The organism is Achromobacter sp. D10 (assembly GCF_035282245.1).
Taxonomy (GTDB): Bacteria; Pseudomonadota; Gammaproteobacteria; order Burkholderiales; family Burkholderiaceae_B; genus Achromobacter; species Achromobacter insolitus.
This window is the reverse complement of the sequence record NZ_JAYJLE010000001.1, coordinates 382377-397873: the sequence shown is the minus strand read 5'-3', so window position 1 is coordinate 397873 and position 15497 is coordinate 382377. Positions and strand designations below refer to the sequence as shown.

The 15497-nt window shown below is 66.6% G+C and carries 18 protein-coding genes; 12 read left to right on the top strand and 6 right to left on the bottom strand.

What is annotated here, in order from left to right; genetic code table 11:
* Window positions 1-11: 11 nt before the first annotated feature.
* Window positions 12-818 carry a type III pantothenate kinase gene (locus VCS63_RS01910; RefSeq protein ID WP_112966757.1) on the bottom strand — a complete coding sequence of 269 codons (807 nt, stop codon included), beginning with the start codon at window positions 816-818 and terminating at the stop codon, window positions 12-14.
* Complete coding sequence (locus VCS63_RS01905; RefSeq protein ID WP_042796003.1) at window positions 815-1663, bottom strand: biotin--[acetyl-CoA-carboxylase] ligase; 849 nt, start codon at window positions 1661-1663, stop codon at window positions 815-817. Before VCS63_RS01905 ends, VCS63_RS01910 begins: the two co-directional genes overlap by 4 nt.
* 110 nt (window positions 1664-1773) lie before the next feature.
* Between VCS63_RS01905 and VCS63_RS01900 the strand changes: the two genes are divergently transcribed.
* From VCS63_RS01900 to VCS63_RS01880, 5 genes are read left to right on the top strand one after another with little or no spacing between them, the layout of a single operon-like run.
* The gene (locus tag VCS63_RS01900; protein WP_063641472.1) at window positions 1774-2904 is read left to right on the top strand and encodes an MlaE family ABC transporter permease; all 1131 of its coding nucleotides are present in this window, start codon (window positions 1774-1776) and stop codon (window positions 2902-2904) included.
* On the top strand, window positions 2904-3743 hold the full coding sequence (locus tag VCS63_RS01895; protein ID WP_042796005.1) for an ABC transporter ATP-binding protein: 840 nt from the start codon (window positions 2904-2906) through the stop codon (window positions 3741-3743). Before VCS63_RS01900 ends, VCS63_RS01895 begins: the two co-directional genes overlap by 1 nt.
* Window positions 3730-4686, top strand: a complete 957-nt coding sequence (locus VCS63_RS01890) for an MlaD family protein (RefSeq protein ID WP_063961793.1) — start codon at window positions 3730-3732, stop codon at window positions 4684-4686. The genes VCS63_RS01895 and VCS63_RS01890 overlap by 14 nt, the downstream gene beginning before the upstream one ends.
* Window positions 4686-5285, top strand: coding sequence for an ABC-type transport auxiliary lipoprotein family protein (locus VCS63_RS01885; RefSeq protein WP_042797497.1), 600 nt, complete (start codon window positions 4686-4688; stop codon window positions 5283-5285). The genes VCS63_RS01890 and VCS63_RS01885 overlap by 1 nt, the downstream gene beginning before the upstream one ends.
* 33 nt (window positions 5286-5318) lie before the next feature.
* Complete coding sequence (locus VCS63_RS01880; RefSeq protein ID WP_042796006.1) at window positions 5319-5972, top strand: alpha/beta hydrolase; 654 nt, start codon at window positions 5319-5321, stop codon at window positions 5970-5972.
* Between the two features lie 33 nt (window positions 5973-6005).
* On the opposite strand, the gene VCS63_RS01875 is transcribed toward VCS63_RS01880, so the two are convergent.
* Window positions 6006-6647, bottom strand: coding sequence for an HD domain-containing protein (locus tag VCS63_RS01875; RefSeq protein ID WP_323878117.1), 642 nt, complete (start codon window positions 6645-6647; stop codon window positions 6006-6008).
* Between the two features lie 132 nt (window positions 6648-6779).
* On the opposite strand from VCS63_RS01875, the gene VCS63_RS01870 reads away from it, so the two are divergent.
* The 6 genes from VCS63_RS01870 (at window position 6780) to VCS63_RS01845 (ending at window position 11974) form a co-directional block, all read left to right on the top strand.
* Window positions 6780-7745, top strand: coding sequence for a GlxA family transcriptional regulator (locus VCS63_RS01870; protein ID WP_323878115.1), 966 nt, complete (start codon window positions 6780-6782; stop codon window positions 7743-7745).
* Window positions 7746-7900: 155 nt separating this feature from the next.
* On the top strand, window positions 7901-9166 hold the full coding sequence (locus VCS63_RS01865) for a D-alanyl-D-alanine carboxypeptidase family protein (RefSeq protein WP_108913178.1): 1266 nt from the start codon (window positions 7901-7903) through the stop codon (window positions 9164-9166).
* A 129-nt stretch (window positions 9167-9295) separates the two neighbouring features.
* Window positions 9296-10162, top strand: coding sequence for a D-amino acid aminotransferase (locus VCS63_RS01860; protein ID WP_042796009.1), 867 nt, complete (start codon window positions 9296-9298; stop codon window positions 10160-10162).
* Between the two features lie 160 nt (window positions 10163-10322).
* Window positions 10323-10598 carry a YbeD family protein gene (locus tag VCS63_RS01855; RefSeq protein ID WP_042796010.1) on the top strand — a complete coding sequence of 92 codons (276 nt, stop codon included), beginning with the start codon at window positions 10323-10325 and terminating at the stop codon, window positions 10596-10598.
* An 18-nt stretch (window positions 10599-10616) separates the two neighbouring features.
* A complete protein-coding gene (gene lipB, locus VCS63_RS01850) occupies window positions 10617-11255 on the top strand; it encodes a lipoyl(octanoyl) transferase LipB (RefSeq protein ID WP_042796011.1) in 639 nt (212 codons plus the stop codon).
* Entirely contained in the window at window positions 11252-11974 is a 723-nt protein-coding gene (locus VCS63_RS01845; RefSeq protein ID WP_323878112.1) for a tetratricopeptide repeat protein, read from the top strand. Before lipB ends, VCS63_RS01845 begins: the two co-directional genes overlap by 4 nt.
* 23 nt (window positions 11975-11997) lie before the next feature.
* On the opposite strand, the gene VCS63_RS01840 is transcribed toward VCS63_RS01845, so the two are convergent.
* Window positions 11998-12810: a LacI family DNA-binding transcriptional regulator gene (locus tag VCS63_RS01840; RefSeq protein WP_175200377.1), complete on the bottom strand. Its 813-nt coding sequence runs from the start codon at window positions 12808-12810 to the stop codon at window positions 11998-12000.
* A 171-nt stretch (window positions 12811-12981) separates the two neighbouring features.
* Here VCS63_RS01840 and lipA point away from each other — a divergent pair, with 171 nt between their 5' ends.
* Entirely contained in the window at window positions 12982-13986 is a 1005-nt protein-coding gene (lipA, locus tag VCS63_RS01835) for a lipoyl synthase (RefSeq protein ID WP_042796014.1), read from the top strand.
* 1 nt (window position 13987) lies between these two features.
* On the opposite strand, the gene rfbC is transcribed toward lipA, so the two are convergent.
* Entirely contained in the window at window positions 13988-14530 is a 543-nt protein-coding gene (rfbC, locus tag VCS63_RS01830) for a dTDP-4-dehydrorhamnose 3,5-epimerase (RefSeq protein WP_042796015.1), read from the bottom strand.
* A complete protein-coding gene (rfbD, locus tag VCS63_RS01825; RefSeq protein ID WP_323878110.1) occupies window positions 14530-15432 on the bottom strand; it encodes a dTDP-4-dehydrorhamnose reductase in 903 nt (300 codons plus the stop codon). The genes rfbC and rfbD overlap by 1 nt, the downstream gene beginning before the upstream one ends.
* Window positions 15433-15497: the final 65 nt, after the last annotated feature.

The window sequence follows — 15497 nt, the reverse complement described above, 5'->3', positions numbered from 1 at the left end:
GGGGCTCCGGTTCAGGCTTCGGCGTCCAGGGTGGCGCGGGCGACCGCGGCCAGCCCGTCCAGGACGGGGTGATCCAGATAGATGGGTACGGGCGCGGCGCCGAATGCGCCGCCCGCGTCTGCCAGCAGGCGTTCGATTTCCTGGTGCACTTCAGGCCAGCCACCGCCCGCCGCGTAGATCTGGGGGGTCTGGCCGTAGCGCTGGCGCCCGGCCAGCCATTGGCGCACCACGGCGCCGGCCTGCGCGGCGGCGATGCCGGAGGCGATGGCCTCGTGCGTATCCGTGGGGTAGGCCACGACCTGGCCATTGGCGATGGGAAGGTTTGCGGTGCCGTGGGCCAGCGCGTTGCGCATCATGGCGGGGCCGGGAAGGATCAGGCCGCCGGCGAAGACGTTGTCCGGGCCGACAGTATCGATGGTGGTGGCGGTGCCGAAGCTGGCCAGCACGAAGGGCGGGTGCGCACCGGGCAGGCGCGACAGCACGCCCAGCAAAGATGCCCAGCGGTCGGCGCCCAGCTGCGTGGGCGTCTTGTAGCTATTGACCAGTCCCAACGTAGCCGCCTGCGACGGCGACCAAGTCACCTCGCAGCCGTGCTTCTGCAGAATGGCGGCGATGGCCGCGCCGCGGGCCTCGCCTGCCACGTTCACGCCCAGCGCCCGCGAGGGGCGGCGTGGCAGGGCAGCCAGCCAGCGGTCCAGGGCGTCCAGGTCCAGGCCGTCGAAGGCGACCGCCGCAGGCTCGCGCGGCGTGTCGGGGTTGCTGGCGTCCAGCCAACCCACCTTGAGACGGCTGTTGCCGGAGTCGATGAGAATAATCATGCTTGGCGTCGAATCGAGATTTCACCGACCAGGATCGGTTTGGCGCCCTCGGGCGTTTGCACCAGCAGGCGGCCATGATCGTCCACGCCGCATGCGGTGCCGCTAAGAAGAATAGCGCCCTTGTCCAGGACGTTGACCTTGCGGCCGGCCAGGGCGTCCACCTGGTCGAAACGCCGCTTGAATGCGCCGAACCCCTCGCTCTCCAGGGCCTGGATGGCTTCATGCCAGGCGGTAGCGCTGGCGCAGACCAGATCGGCGGCGGTGGCAATGTGGGAAGCGTGGGCCTGCACCTGGCTCCAGTCGGCGACTTCACGTTCCAGTGCAAGCGACAGCCGGTCCGCATCGATCAGGTTGACGCCCATTCCGATGACGACCGTGTAGCCGGCTTCGGCGCCGCCAGGATTACGGGTGGTTTCCACCAACACGCCGGCGAGCTTGGCATCACGCCATTGCACGTCGTTGGGCCATTTCATGCAGAGTCCTGCCGCGCCCGGCCCGGCGACGGCGCGCAGGGCCTCGCAGGCGGCTACGCCGGCCAGCGGGGACAGCGCGGGCAGTTGCACGGCCGGCAGGTGGACGTCGAAGGCGCACGAGAACATCAAGGTGGAGCCCGAACGGTTCTGCCAGGGCCGACCCGCGCGTCCGCGTCCCGTTTCCTGCAGGTGCGTGCCCAGCAGCCAGGGTTTGCCTACCCCGCGCGCACGGGCGCGTGCCAGCAGGTCGGCGTTGGTCGACCCGGTGCTGCCTGTCCAGGCGATATCTTGGAAGGCGGGCAGGCGAGCGGCCAGTTCCCGGGCCAGGGCTTGCGGCGCGGGCAGGTCGATTGGGCGGACTTGATCGGACATGGCGGCGATTGTAGGGCACACCGCGTGCGGCCGCGCTGGCGGCGCGCCTGCGCGGGGCGCATATCTGCGTATATCATTGACGACACATTTTGCATTGGTAGCCTCTCTGCATGCCGCATTCCGCTTCGTCCGCACCCGCCGCCGCGCCTTTCCGCTTCGAAGGAGGCGTGTGCCATGTGGCCGGCGACTGGAGCGTGCTGGCGCTGGCCGAACCGGGCGAGGTGCAGCGCCGCCGGGAGGCGCTGGCCTGCGCGACCGATGGCGGGGCGCGCTGGGACCTGCATGGCATTGGCCGCCTGGACACGATAGGCGCGCTGTTGATCTGGGAGGCCTGGGGCCACAAGCTGCCCGAACGGGTGCGCTGGTCCGCCGGGCAGCAGGATGTATTCAATGCGTTGGCCATGAACAAGGGCGAAGCCCCGGCCGCGGCTCCCAAACGCGATCCCTGGAGCTGGTTGCGCGCCGTGGGCGAGGCCATATTCAAAGGCCTCGACAACGGGCGCGCTTTGTTGATCATGCTCGGGCAGCTCATCCTGGACCTGGGCGGGATGCTGCGCCGTCCGGGCAGGGGGCCATGGCGCGAGATTTCGGCGCAGGTGTACCGCACCGGAGCGCAAGCGCTCGGCATTACGGCACTGGTCGGCTTCCTGATAGGCGTGGTCCTGTCGTATCTGTCCGCGCAGCAGTTGCAGATGTTCGGTGCCGATCGCTTCATCGTCCGCCTGCTGGGCGTGTCGATCGTGCGCGAATTGGGACCGGTGTTGGCTGCCATCCTGGTTGCTGGCCGCTCGGGTTCGGCCATCACCGCGCAGATTGGCGTCATGCGCGTAACCCAGGAGCTGGACGCGATGCTGGTCATGGGTATTTCCCATGGACAGCGCCTGATCCTGCCGCGTGTGGTGGCACTGGCCGTGACCATGCCGCTGCTGGTGTTGTGGACGGATGCGATGGCGCTTATGGGAGGCATGCTGGCTGCCCAGGCGAAATTGGGCATATCGGCCCAATGGTTCCTGCAGTCGCTGCCGGATGCCATTTCGCTGACCAACTACTGGATCGGCATCCTGAAGGGGGTGACGTTCGGCATACTGATTGCGTTGATCGCTTGCCATTTTGGGCTGTGCATCCAGCCCAACACGGAAAGCCTGGGCCGCGGCACCACCACATCAGTGGTCACTTCCATTACCGGCGTGATCCTGCTGGATGCGCTTTACGCCGTGATCTTCAGTTCGGTGGGCATCTGATGAACAGCGCCACCCAGCACAAGCTGTTCGTGGAGGACGGGGTCACCGTAGAGCCCGTCATCACGGTGCGCGGGTTGCGCACCGCATTCGGCGATCACGTGGTGCACGACAACCTGGACCTGACCGTCTTCCCGGGCGAGATTCTCGTGTTGGTGGGGGGCTCGGGGACGGGCAAGACGGTGCTCCTGCGGCAGATCATCGGGTTGGACCAGCCCGCCGCCGGCACGGTGCGGGTGCTGGGCCATTCGCTGTTCGAGCTGACGCCGGCCGAGCGCCGGCGGCTGTCCTACCGCTGGGGCATGCTGTTCCAGGCGGGGGCGTTGTTTTCCGCGCTGTCGGTGTTCGACAATGTGGCCTTGCCGCTGCGGGAGTTGCGCACGGTGCCGGAAGACCTGGTGCGCGACGTCGTCATGTGCCGACTGGCCATGGTGGGCCTGTCGGCCCGCGACGCCGACAAACGGCCTTCGGATCTGTCGGGCGGCATGGTCAAGCGCGTGGCGCTGGCGCGTGCGCTGTCGCTGGATCCGGAACTGCTGTTCCTGGACGAACCCACGGCCGGCCTGGATCCGCTGCGGTCCGACGAATTCGTGGATCTGGTGCGCAGTCTGCACCGGCAATTGGGATTTACCGTCGTCATGGTGACGCACGACCTGGACACGCTGTTGGCGTTGGCCACGCGCGTCGCCGTGCTCGCGGACAAACGGGTGATCGTGTGTGACACGGTGCCGGAAGTATTGAAGGTCGATCACCCGTTCATTCACACGTTCTTCCTTGGCGAGCGCGGCCTGCGCGCGCTCGGGGATCTGGCGCCGAAGGGATTGCATCATGGAAAACCGTAGTCATGCGCTCATGGCCGGCATCTTCACGCTGGTCCTGCTGGCCGCCGCCGCGCTGGTGGCCGTCTGGATCGGACGGGACCGGACCCAACTGCAGCCATACGAAATCATCTCCGCCACCGCCGTCAGCGGCCTTAATCCGCAGTCCACGGTGCGCTATCAGGGTGTGCCGGTGGGCAAGGTGCAGTCGCTGGCCCTGAACCCGGACAAGCCCGGGCAGGTGCGCATCCGCATCGGCGTTGCGCCGAACACGCCGATCACCGAATCGACCTGGGCCGAGCTGGGCGTGCAGGGTGTGACGGGCATGTCCAACGTGGAATTGCGCGACGACGGCACCTCGACGAAGCGGCTGGCGTCGTCGGCCGCGCACCCCGCCGCCATTCCGCTGCGCCCCGGCTTTCTTGATCGCATCGAGCAGCGCGGCGGCAAGCTGATCTCGAACGTGGAAGAAGTCACCGAACAGCTTCGGCGCGTGCTGAGCGAACAGAACGTGCAGGCGCTTACCGCCAGCCTGCAGAACGCCACCGACATCACCCAATCGCTCAGGGACGCCAGCCGGGATCTGGCGCCCACGCTGGCCAAGCTTGGGCCCCTGATGGATTCGCTGGGCAAGACTTCGCGCCAGGCCGACCGCGCGGCGCGCGAAGTCGCCGACCTGGCCGAGCAGGCCCGCCAGTCGCTGGCGCGGCTGAACGCGCCCGACGGGCCCTTGTCCGCCGCTACCAGCAGCCTCAATGACATCGCCCTGGCCGCCGCGCGGCTGGATGGCGAAACCCTGCCGGCGATCACCAGCATGGCCACCAATGTCAGCGCGGCCGCGCGAGGCGCGACCGTTACCCTGCGCCGTGTGGACAACACGCCGCAATCGTTCCTGTTCGGCCCGGCGCCCCGCGAGCCCGGACCCGGCGAGGCCGGCTTTGCAGGCTTCGGGAGATCGTCCAAATGATGAAGATGCGTAGCGCCGTTCTTATCCTGACGCTGGCTTTGGCCGGTTGCGGCATTGGCCGCGTGGCTGCCCCGCCCTCGGTGTTCGACCTGGGCCTGGATTCCCGTCCGGTGCCGGCCTTGCCTGCCCGCGACACGGTCGCGCTGGTTTTCCACGCCGTGCCCAGCCTGTCCGATACCGGAGTGATCTGGCGCGTGGGCGATAGCGCCGCGCCCAAGGCCTATGCCGGCTATCGCTGGGCGTCGCCGCCGGCGGACCTGGTGCGTCAGAGACTCACGGAGCGGTTGTCGCGCCAGGGGCCCGTGCTGGACGAACGCGTCACCCTCCAGACGCCGCAGCTGCAGGTGTCCCTGTCCCAGTTCGAGCAGGTTTTTGCGCCCGATGGCCAGGCCAGCGAAGGCCGCGTGGTGCTGCAAGCGGTCTTGCTCAGCGGCCGCAACGTGCTGGGCCAGACGCGTATCGCGACGCAGGCGCCCGCTCCCACGCAGGATGCGCAAGGCGGGGTCGCGGCGTTGCGTCAAGCGACGGACGAGGCTGCCGACCAATTGGCACAGTGGCTGGCCACGACCCTCAAGCCCACGCCCCGACCGGGCGGTTAACATCGCTATTTTTCCCGCATTTCGAGTCTCGCCATGTCCGCACGCACTGAAACCCACGCATTCACTGGAGCCGCCGGCCGCATCGATTGCGCCGTGGATTGGCCCGCGGGCACGCCGCGAGGCTGGGCGCTGGTCCTGCATCCGCATCCGCTGCAGGGCGGCGCGCGCGAGAACAAGGTGGTCACGACCTTGTCGCGCGCCTGCGTGCAGCACGGCCTGGTAGCCGTGCGCCCCAATTTCCGCGGGGTCGGACAGTCCGAAGGCACGTTCGACAAGTCCGTGGGCGAGACCCAGGACATGTTGGCGGTGGTGGCGCAGATGCGTGAACTGCACCCCGATCTGGCCCAGGCGCCATGGGTGCTGGCCGGTTTTTCGTTTGGCACGGCGGTTGCGGCGCAAACTTATGCGGCGCTGGCAGAGCAGGGCGACGCCGTCCTGCCTTCCGCCTTGATGCTGATGGGCCCGGCCGTGAACCGTTTCCAGTCGCACGAAGTACAGGTGCCGGACGACACGCTGATGGTGCATGGCGAGGAAGACGAGGTGGTGCCGCTGTCCGAGGCCATGGACTGGGCGCGCCCGCGTTCCATTCCCGTCGTGGTGGTGCCGGGCGCATCGCACTTTTTCCATGGCAAGCTGCTGGTGCTGCGCCAACTGGTGCAGGCGCGGCTGAAGGTCGCGCTGGATTGAAGCGTGAGCGCCGCTGTCGCGGCGCGAGCGGCTTCAGCCGGGCCAGCGCGAGCCGCGGATCACGCTGCAGAAGTTGCCGGGCCTGAAGGCGGGCTCCTTGTCGGCAATGACATCCGCCTTGACGTTGCCGAACGTCGTCTGCGGCTTGTGCTTGATACCGTCGTAGAAAGCCTGAATGATTTCCTCCTTGAAGCGGGGCCCGCGCGGATGCGCCGCCACCACCGCTTCGCGCTGGGCATCGCCGTATTCGCCATAGGTCAAGCCCAGCACGTCCATTTCCACGCCCGCCGTAACCAGCGCGATGACTGGGTGCATGAACTCCGGAATGCCCGGGGTTGTGTGCAGCGCAATGGCAGTCCACACCAGATCGATGTCCTGCTGTGAAATGCCGCGGCTTTTCAGGAAATCGCGGGCGGCGTTCGCGCCGTCCACTTCGAAGCGGCAGCAGTCGCTGCCGTGCAGATGCGTCAGGCCCATGTCGTGGAACATGCAGCCGCAATAAAGCAGTTCCGGGTCGAATGCCAGCCCGCGGCGTTTGCCGGCCAGGGCGCCGAAGTAATAGACCCGGCTGGAATGATGAAAGAGCAGCGGCGTGGCGGTGTCGCGTACCAGCTCTGTGATCTCGCGGGCGAGTTTGCTGTCGGGAATCTGAATGCCGTCGATGACTGGATTCATGGCGGGAGTCCTTGGAAGGGGAGGAGGTCGATAAATTCTCCCGCCGCACTAGAATGGCTTCAATTGTCGTAATACGCCAAATTCCGCCAAAACATGCGATTTCGCGACGCTTGGCGGCAAGGCGCTCCTGTCATGACCAAGACCATTGCCATTCTTGCGCTGCCCGGCGTGCAGATGCTCGACGTCTCCGGACCCCTGGATGTGTTCGCCCAGGCCAATGCCGAGCTTGGACGTGAGCTGTACGCGTTGCGCGTGGTGGGCTACGAGGCCGGTCCCATCCGCTGTTCGTCTGGCGCGCGCCTGTTGCCCGACATGGCGGTGGGCGATCCGGCTCCCCGTTTCGATACCCTGCTTGTGGCCGGCACGCCGCAAGCGGCCGGCGCCGTGCTCAGCAGCTCCGCCTTGCGATGGCTGCGCGCGACGGCCAAAGGCGCCAGGCGCTATGGCTCGGTGTGTACCGGCGCGTTCATGCTGGCTGCGGCAGGCCTGCTGGATGGCCGGCGGGTGACTACCCATTGGAACGCGGCCTCGCGGCTGCGCGCTGCCTATCCCAAGGTGACCGTCGAGGAGGATGCCCTGCATGTGCGCGACGGCAAGGTGCGTACCTCGGCTGGCGTGACGGCGGGCCTGGATCTGGCGTTGTCCTTGGTCGAGGAAGACCTGGGGCGGGAAGTGGCTGCCAGCGTGGCTTCCCAGCTGGTGATGTTCTTCAAGCGGCCAGGCGGACAACTGCAATTCAGCCGCAAGGGACAAGCCGGACCGGTGGGACGCTCGGCGCTGCAGGAAGTCCAGCGCTGGGTCGCCAGCAATCCCGGTATGCCGCTGTCGGTGGAAGCGCTGGCCGATCATGCGGGGCTGAGCTCCAGGCACTTTGCGCGGCTGTTCCATGCCGAGGTGGGCATCACTCCTGCCGCGTGGGTCGAGCTGACCCGCATCGCCGCGGCCCGCGCGTTGCTGGAGGGCGGCGCCGCAACGCCCAAGCAAGTCGCGGCGCAATGCGGCTTCGCCAACGTCGACACCTTGCGTCGCGCCTTCGTCAAGCACGTGGGCGTTTCGCCGGCCGTGTATCGCCGGCATCACGGCGACAATCCCGATTGATGTGATTCACCGCGCCAAGGCCCGAAGGTTGCATCAGGTTGCATGTTTTAGTTGCAGGGGAACCCCGGGCGGGCGGGACCGGTCTGATCGACTGCCTATAATTGTCAGCCACTTGCCCCGCGCCGGCGGGCGTCATTACTGGACCCACGTTGCCGATGAAGAATTTGCCTTACTCCGCTCACTCCCCCGTTGTCTTTACCCGCCGCCTGCTGTCAGGTGCGGTGCTGTCGGCCATGCTGGCAGCTTCGATGCCGGTCTGGGCGCAGCAGGCTCCGGCCGCGGCGCCCGCCGCAGCCGCCGGTGCCGCGGCCCCGGCTCCGAATGCGTCGGCGGTGGTGCCGGTGGGCGACGTATCGGCCGTGCCGGCCCCCACGATCGCGGCCAAGGCCTGGATCGTGATGGACGTGAACAGCGGCCAGACCCTGGCGGCTTCCAACCCGGACATGAAGGTAGAGCCCGCCTCGCTCACCAAGATCATGACGGCCTACGTCGTGTTCAACGCGCTGGATGAAAAGCGCCTGACGCTGGAGCAGACCGTGCCGGTCTCCGAGCGCGCCTGGCGCACGGGCGGTTCGCGCATGTTCATCGAACCGCGCAAGCCGGTCACTGTCGACGAACTGAACCAAGGGATGATCGTGCAGTCCGGCAACGACGCCTCGGTGGCCCTGGCCGAGGCCGTGGGCGGTAGCGAGGCCTCGTTTGCCTCGCTGATGAACCAGGAAGCCGAGCGCCTGGGCATGCGCAACACGCACTTCATGAACGCGACCGGCCTGCCCGATCCGCAGCACATGACCTCCACGCGCGACCTGGCCATCCTGTCTTCGCATCTGATCACCGATCACCCGGACTACTTCCACTACTACAAGCAGAAGAGCTACACCTACAACAAGATCACGCAGCCCAACCGCAATCGCCTGCTGTGGGCCGATCCCTCGGTAGATGGCATGAAGACCGGCCATACCGATTCGGCAGGCTATTGCCTGGTGTCGACCGCGGTGCGCGGCGACCGCCGCATCCTGGTGGTCGTGGTGGGTACCGACAGCGAGGCCACCCGTGCCGAGGAAAGCCTGAAGCTGCTGAACTGGAGCTTCCAGAACTTCGACACGGTGAAGCTGTTCGACAAGAGCCAGCCCGGCATCGATGCCCGCGTCTGGGAAGGCACGGCTGAAAACGTCAAGCTCGGTCCGCCCAACCCGGTGTCGATCGCGGTGCCGCGCGGCAAGGCCGGCGACCTCAAGCCGGTGGCTCAGCGCACGGATCCGCTGATCGCCCCGCTGGCCAAGGGCCAGCAAGTCGGCACGCTGCAGTTCACGCTGGACGGCAAGGTGCTGCGCACCGAACCGTTGGTGGTGCAGGACGCGGTCGAACGCGCTGGCTTCTTTGGCCGCATGGTCGATACCGTCAAGCGCTGGTTCGAATAATCCCGCCGCGCCGCAGGCGCGGTCGCGGGTGTAAGCTAGCAACGGGCGTTTCGCATGAAACGCCCGTGCTCTATTCACGGGACGGGCCGGGCGGTTCGTCCCTATCCATTTCATACTCAGGAGTGCCTCATGATTCCGGGCGTGCCGGGCGAAAGCCAGGTGTATCTCAACGGTGAGTTCCTGCGCGTGGACGAGGCCAAGGTCTCCGTCCTCGACCGCGGCTTCATTTTCGGCGACGGCATCTACGAAGTCGTCCCCGTGTACCAAGGCAATGCATTCCGCATGGCCGAACACCTCAACCGTCTGGACCGCAGCCTGGCTGCCTTGCGGATTGCCCAGCCCTTCGACCGCGAAGGCTGGATCGACCTGATCCAGCAGCTGCTGGCGCGAACCAACCTGGAAACCTGCATCGTCTACCTGCAGGTGACGCGCGGCGTGGCCAAGCGCGACCACCAGTTCCCCTCCACTCCCGTCGCACCGACGGTTTTCGGCATGATCTCGGCCTGGGCGCCGCCGCCTGCCGCGCAGCGCGAGCGTGGCCTCGCCGCCATCAGCATTCCCGACGAACGCTGGCTGCACTGCGAGATCAAGTCGGTTTCCCTGTTGGGCAACGTGCTGGCCAAGCAGCAGGCGGTTGATGCGCAGGTCGACGAAGTGGTGCAGTTCCGCGACGGCTATCTGACGGAAGGCTCGTCCACCAATATCTGGGTGGTTTCCGGCGGCAAGCTATTGGCGCCGCCCAAGAACAACCTGATCCTGGAAGGCATCCGCTACGGCTTGCTGGGCGAGCTGGCCGCCGAGGCCGGCATCCCGTTCGAGTCGCGTCCCATCTCGCGGCAAGAGGTGGAACAGGCGGACGAGCTCATGCTGTCCTCGGCCACCAAGGAAGTGCTGGCCATCGTGTCGCTGGACGGCAAGCCGGTGGGCTCGGGCAAGCCCGGCCCTGTTTTTGCGCAATTGCGGGCGGGTTATGATGCCCGCATCGCCGCGCTTTAAGTCCGGCGTCCCCGGGCGGCTCCCGCGGGGCCGCCCCGGCGGCCTTGCCAGCTGGCGGTTTGCCCCCATATAAACAGGATCTGGCCGCCCCGTGGCAGACACCCTTGGGTGCAATCGAGCGGTGGCCGCGCCCTGGGGGGCAACACCATATAGGCACATCATGCAACAAATCCCGCCCGAAGAATCCCTCATCGAATATCCCAGCGACTTTCCCATCAAGGTCATGGGCAAGCAGCATCCCGAGTTCGCGCAGACGCTGACCGAAGTCGTGCTGCAATTCGATCCCGAATTCGACGCCGCCACGGTGGAGATGCGGCCCAGCAAGGGCGGCAACTACATGGGCCTGACCTTCACGGTGCGCGCGACCTCGCGCGAGCAACTGGACGCGCTCTACCGTGCCCTGCACGGCCACCCGATGGTGTCCATCGTCCTCTAGCGCAAAAGCAGGACTGCTGTGATCAAGTGGCTCGCGCGGCCGGCCGACTACCTGTCGGTCTGGCACGACATGCAGGCGTACACCAATCTGCGCGGCGCCGATACGCCTGACGAGATCTGGCTCTGCGAGCATGCGCCCGTCTATACGCTGGGGCAGGCTGGCCTGCCCCAGCACGTGCTCAACCCCGGCAATATCCCCATCGTCCACTGCGACCGCGGCGGACAGGTGACCTACCACGGTCCAGGCCAGGTCATGGCCTATGCGCTGTTCGACCTGCGCCGCGCCGACATCTACGTCAAGGAATACGTCAATCTGCTCGAGGGTGCGGTCATCGACACGCTGGCCGAGATGGGGGTGGCCGATGCCTGCCGCAAGCCTGGCGCGCCAGGGGTCTATGTGCCCGATCCGGACGGCGGCGAGCTGGCCAAGATCGCAGCTCTTGGCATCAAGATCCGCAATGGCCGGGCCTACCACGGCGTTTCGTTGAACGTGCAGATGGACCTGGCGCCGTTCCTCGGCATCAATCCTTGCGGCTATGCAGGGCTGCGCACCGTGGACATGGCGGCCTGTGGCGTGCGTCGCGAGCCTACCGAGACCGGTGAGGCGCTGGCGCGCAATCTGGCGCAGGCCTGGGACCGGGCAAGGAACAAAACATGAAGACCTACAGCGCAGCCGATGTGGCCGCGACCACCCCCGAGGCATTGGCCCGCTTGCGCGAGCACGGTCCCGCCGAGGACTATGCCGGATGGATTCGCGCCGCGGCCGAACTGGGGCTGATCGAAGCCCAGACCATCTACGGGCAGATGCTGCTGGACGGCGTGGGCGTTGAGCGCGATCCGGAACAGGGGCTGGCCTGGTTCAAGCGCGCCGCCCATGCCGACCATCCCATGGCCGTCAATATGGTGGGCCGCTGCTACGAGAACGGCTGGGGCGTGCCTCGGGACGACACCGTCGCGGCTTACTGGTTCCGGCTGGCCGCGGACCACGGCCTGGACTGGGGCATGTACAACTACGCCCATATGCTGCGCAGCGGCCGCGGCGGCGTAGCGCAGGATTCCGCGGCAGCGCTGGCCCTCTATCAGAAAGCGGCAGACGCCGGCCATGTGAAGTCGATCGGCGTGGTCGGCCGCTACTATGAAGCCGGCGAGGTGGTCGGGCAGGACATGGAGCATGCCTTCGATTGCTATCGGCGCTGCGCCGAGGGGGGCGATTTCCGGGGCATGTTCCATCTCGGGCGGCTGCTGTTGCTGCGCGGGCGCAAGCAAGATGCCGCGCAATGGCTGGTCCGCGTGCCGGAAACGGCCACGCCCGCGTTCCTGCGGGAAGCCAACGCCATGCTGGAGGACTGCGGTTTTCCGGCGCTGTATGAAACGTAGCGCGGGTTGACGGGTTAACTGAGCTAGGTGCTCAGCCGTTCTTCCAGCATCACTTCCACGGTTACACGTTCGCCCGTCCCGCGTTCGCCTTCCAGGCGGTCCAGCAGCAGTTGACCGGCACGCCGGCCCAGGATGGCGGCATCGGCGCCCAGGGTCGTCAAGCCTTGCGCCCATTGCGCGGCGCTGCCGTCGTCCGAATAGCCCAGCACGGCCAGGTCTTGCGGCACGTGCAGGTCGCGGTTATGGGCTTCCGACACCGCGGCTGCCGCCAGCAGGTCCGTCGTGCAGAACACGGCTTCGAAGATCGTGTTGGTGGCCAGCAGGCGCAGGAACGCCATGCGGCCGTCGTTCATGTGCTGGACCTCGGGCTGCACGATGTCCGCAACCAATTCCAGCCCCAGCGCGGCTGCGCTGCTGATGAAGCCTTCGCGCCGGGCGCGTTCCCAGGGATTGTCGGCGCTGATGCAGGCCACGCGCGCGTGGCGCTTGGCGGCCAGGTGCCGCGCTGCCATGCGGCCGGCTTCCTCGTTGTCGATCACAATGGCGCTGTCCAGCGGCTGGGCGGACGCGCTCCAGGTTTCCACGACGGGGATCTCCAGCGCGGCCACGGCGTTGCGCAGGGCGGGATTGTCCAGCGGGCCGATGATCAGGGCGGCGGCCGGATGCAGGTCGCCGAGCCGAGGCAGGGACGCGGCCTCTTGCCAGGGGCCGGCGGCCAGGTAGTAGCCGGCGGGCAACAGCAATTCGGTGCAGGCCTGCATGGCGCGGGCCGCGGGCGCCCAGTCCAGTCGGGGCGCGATCAGGGCGATGGGGCGTGGCAGGGGCAGGGAAGGCATGGGTGAAATCGGCGGGGTCATCAGGCGTGACGATAACCCAGGCCAGCCCCGGCCGCGGGCGCGGGTCGCCCGGGGGGCGGTGCCCCGCCGGGCGGATCCGGGCGGCGGAGGGTAAAATGCCGTTTTTGTCCCAGACCCGGCGTGTCCGCGCGCCGGTCATGAAGGTGTCCCATGTCTACGCTCGCCGAGTCTCCTGTTCCCTCGAACGAATCCACCGCTGCGCCCGCGGACGCGGCTTACGATCCGACGCAAAAGCAGAAATCGCAGGCCAAGACGGCGCGCATTCCCATCAAGATCGTTCCGGCGGAGCGCCTGAAGAAGCCCGAGTGGATCCGCGTGAAGGCCGCCGCGCCCGGCTCGCGCTTCTACGACATCAAGCGCATCCTGCGCGAGCACAACCTGCACACGGTGTGCGAGGAAGCGTCCTGCCCGAACATCGGCGAATGCTTCGGCAAGGGCACGGCCACGTTCATGATCATGGGCGACAAGTGCACGCGCCGCTGCCCCTTCTGTGATGTGGGCCACGGCCGCCCTGATCCACTGGACACCAATGAACCCCTGAACCTGGCGCGCACCATCGCCGCGATGAAGCTGTCGTATGTCGTGATCACCTCGGTGGACCGCGACGACCTGCGCGACGGCGGCGCCGGCCACTTCGTGGATTGCATTACCCATATCCGCGAACTGTCGCCCAACACCCGCATCGAGGTGTTGGTCCCCGACTTCCGCGGCCGCCTGGACCGCGCATTGACCATCCTGAACGCCGGCCCTCCGGACGTCATGAACCACAACCTGGAAACCGTGCCGCGCCTGTACAAGCAGGCGCGTCCGGGTTCGGATTACATGCATTCGCTGAAGCTGCTGGCGGAGTTCAAGAAGCTGCACCCCGAGGTCCCCACCAAGTCCGGCCTGATGCTGGGCCTGGGTGAGACCGACGAGGAAATCCTGCAGGTGATGCGCGACATGCGCGAGCATAACGTGGACATGTTGACCATCGGCCAGTACCTGCAGCCCTCGGAGCACCACCTGCCGGTGTTGCGCTACGTGCATCCGGACACCTTTGCCATGTTTGAGCGCGAAGCCTATGCCATGGGCTTCTCGCATGCTGCGGTGGGCGCGATGGTGCGTTCTTCGTACCACGCCGACGAACAGGCGCACGCCGCTGGCGTGAACTGAATCAGCAGGCCGGCGCGTCGGCGAACGACGCGCCGTTGCGATCCTTCTCGGAAAGCAGCGGCGGCTGCCGGCAGGGCCAGGCGATCGCCAGGTCCGGATCGTCCCACCGGATGCAGCGTTCGTGCTGCGGGGCGTAATAATCCGTGGTTTTGTACAGGACCTCGGCAGCGTCCGACAGCGTCAGGAAGCCGTGGGCGAAGCCCTCGGGAATCCATATTTGGCGCTTGTTCTCCGCGCTGAGCAGCGTGCCTACCCATTTGCCGAATGACGGCGAGCCGCGGCGCAAGTCCACCGCCACGTCGAAGATCTCGCCCGCGCAGACGCGCATGAGCTTGCCCTGAGGTTGTTCGACTTGATAATGCAGCCCGCGTAACACGCCCTGGACCGAGCGTGAGTGGTTGTCCTGCACGAACCGGCGCTGAAGTCCCGTGGCCGCCTCGAACACAGCCTGGTTGAAGCTCTCGAAGAAAAAGCCGCGTTCGTCACCGAATACCTTGGGTTCCAGCAGCAGCACGTCGGGAATGGCGAGAGGAGTGGCTTTCATCAGAATGCGGGTTGTTTGCCAGGTTGGATGAGCTGATCCAGGGTGCGATCCACCTGTTCGGTCCATGATGGCATGCGCAGTTCAAGTGCGCGCGACAGTTTGGTCGTATCCAGCGTGGAGTTGCACGGCCGTTGCGCGGCCGCCGGATAGTCCCGGGCGGCAATCGCATGTATCCGTTCGGGGGGCAAAGCCAGTATGGCGCCGCGCGCAGCGGCCCCGGCAACAATGTATTTTGCATAGGCATGCCAGTTGGTCGAGCCGCCGGCGGCCAAGTGGTAAGTCCCCCCGGGCAACCGACCCGCTTGATGTTGGCGGATCGCCAGGGCAGCAAGGTCCGCGACCAGCTCGGCCGACGTGGGCGTGCCGTGCTGATCGGACACCACCTCCAGGCGTTCCCGTTCCCCCGCCAAACGCAGCATGGTTTTCAGGAAATTCCGGCCATGCGTTGAATAAATCCATCCGATTCTGAACACCAGCGCATCGCAACCGGCGGCCTGGATGGCATGCTCGCCCGCCAGCTTGGTGCTGCCATATACGTTCAAGGGATTGGGGCTGTCGGTTTCCCGATAGGCCCGCTCTTGCGTACCGTCGAACACATAGTCGGTGGAAAAATGGACCAGCAAGGCACCGGCCGTCCGGGCATGGCACGCTAGGGTGGCGACCGCCGCGGCGTTGACCTGGGCGGCGGTATCGCGGTCGGTCTCGGCGGCATCCACTGCCGTATAGGCGGCGGCATTCACGATTGCATCCGGCCGGTGGGACGACAGAAGCGCGAGCAGGGCGTCCTGGTCGCGTAGATCGACGTCGCCGCGCCCCAGCGCCACGAGTTCTCCCTGGGGGAGCAGGGCGCGGCGCAGTTCCTGGCCGACTTGGCCGTCCTTGCCCAGCAATAGAATTTTCACGCCGCCCTTGCCCAATTTATTACGCTTCCCAGGCCCAACCGCGACAGGCGCGGCCGGGCGCGAGA

Excerpts from the sequence above, each read along its gene's own strand:
- VCS63_RS01910 (WP_112966757.1), bottom strand. The coding sequence starts at position 818 with ATGATTATTCTCATCGACTCCGGCAACAGCCGTCTCAAGGTGGGTTGG.
- VCS63_RS01905 (WP_042796003.1), bottom strand. The coding sequence starts at position 1,663 with ATGTCCGATCAAGTCCGCCCAATCGACCTGCCCGCGCCGCAAGCCCTG.
- VCS63_RS01900 (WP_063641472.1), top strand. The coding sequence starts at position 1,774 with ATGCCGCATTCCGCTTCGTCCGCACCCGCCGCCGCGCCTTTCCGCTTC.
- VCS63_RS01895 (WP_042796005.1), top strand. The coding sequence starts at position 2,904 with ATGAACAGCGCCACCCAGCACAAGCTGTTCGTGGAGGACGGGGTCACC.
- VCS63_RS01890 (WP_063961793.1), top strand. The coding sequence starts at position 3,730 with ATGGAAAACCGTAGTCATGCGCTCATGGCCGGCATCTTCACGCTGGTC.
- VCS63_RS01885 (WP_042797497.1), top strand. The coding sequence starts at position 4,686 with ATGAAGATGCGTAGCGCCGTTCTTATCCTGACGCTGGCTTTGGCCGGT.
- VCS63_RS01880 (WP_042796006.1), top strand. The coding sequence starts at position 5,319 with ATGTCCGCACGCACTGAAACCCACGCATTCACTGGAGCCGCCGGCCGC.
- VCS63_RS01875 (WP_323878117.1), bottom strand. The coding sequence starts at position 6,647 with ATGAATCCAGTCATCGACGGCATTCAGATTCCCGACAGCAAACTCGCC.
- VCS63_RS01870 (WP_323878115.1), top strand. The coding sequence starts at position 6,780 with ATGACCAAGACCATTGCCATTCTTGCGCTGCCCGGCGTGCAGATGCTC.
- VCS63_RS01865 (WP_108913178.1), top strand. The coding sequence starts at position 7,901 with ATGAAGAATTTGCCTTACTCCGCTCACTCCCCCGTTGTCTTTACCCGC.
- VCS63_RS01860 (WP_042796009.1), top strand. The coding sequence starts at position 9,296 with ATGATTCCGGGCGTGCCGGGCGAAAGCCAGGTGTATCTCAACGGTGAG.
- VCS63_RS01855 (WP_042796010.1), top strand. The coding sequence starts at position 10,323 with ATGCAACAAATCCCGCCCGAAGAATCCCTCATCGAATATCCCAGCGAC.
- VCS63_RS01845 (WP_323878112.1), top strand. The coding sequence starts at position 11,252 with ATGAAGACCTACAGCGCAGCCGATGTGGCCGCGACCACCCCCGAGGCA.
- VCS63_RS01840 (WP_175200377.1), bottom strand. The coding sequence starts at position 12,810 with ATGCCTTCCCTGCCCCTGCCACGCCCCATCGCCCTGATCGCGCCCCGA.
- lipA (WP_042796014.1), top strand. The coding sequence starts at position 12,982 with ATGTCTACGCTCGCCGAGTCTCCTGTTCCCTCGAACGAATCCACCGCT.
- rfbC (WP_042796015.1), bottom strand. The coding sequence starts at position 14,530 with ATGAAAGCCACTCCTCTCGCCATTCCCGACGTGCTGCTGCTGGAACCC.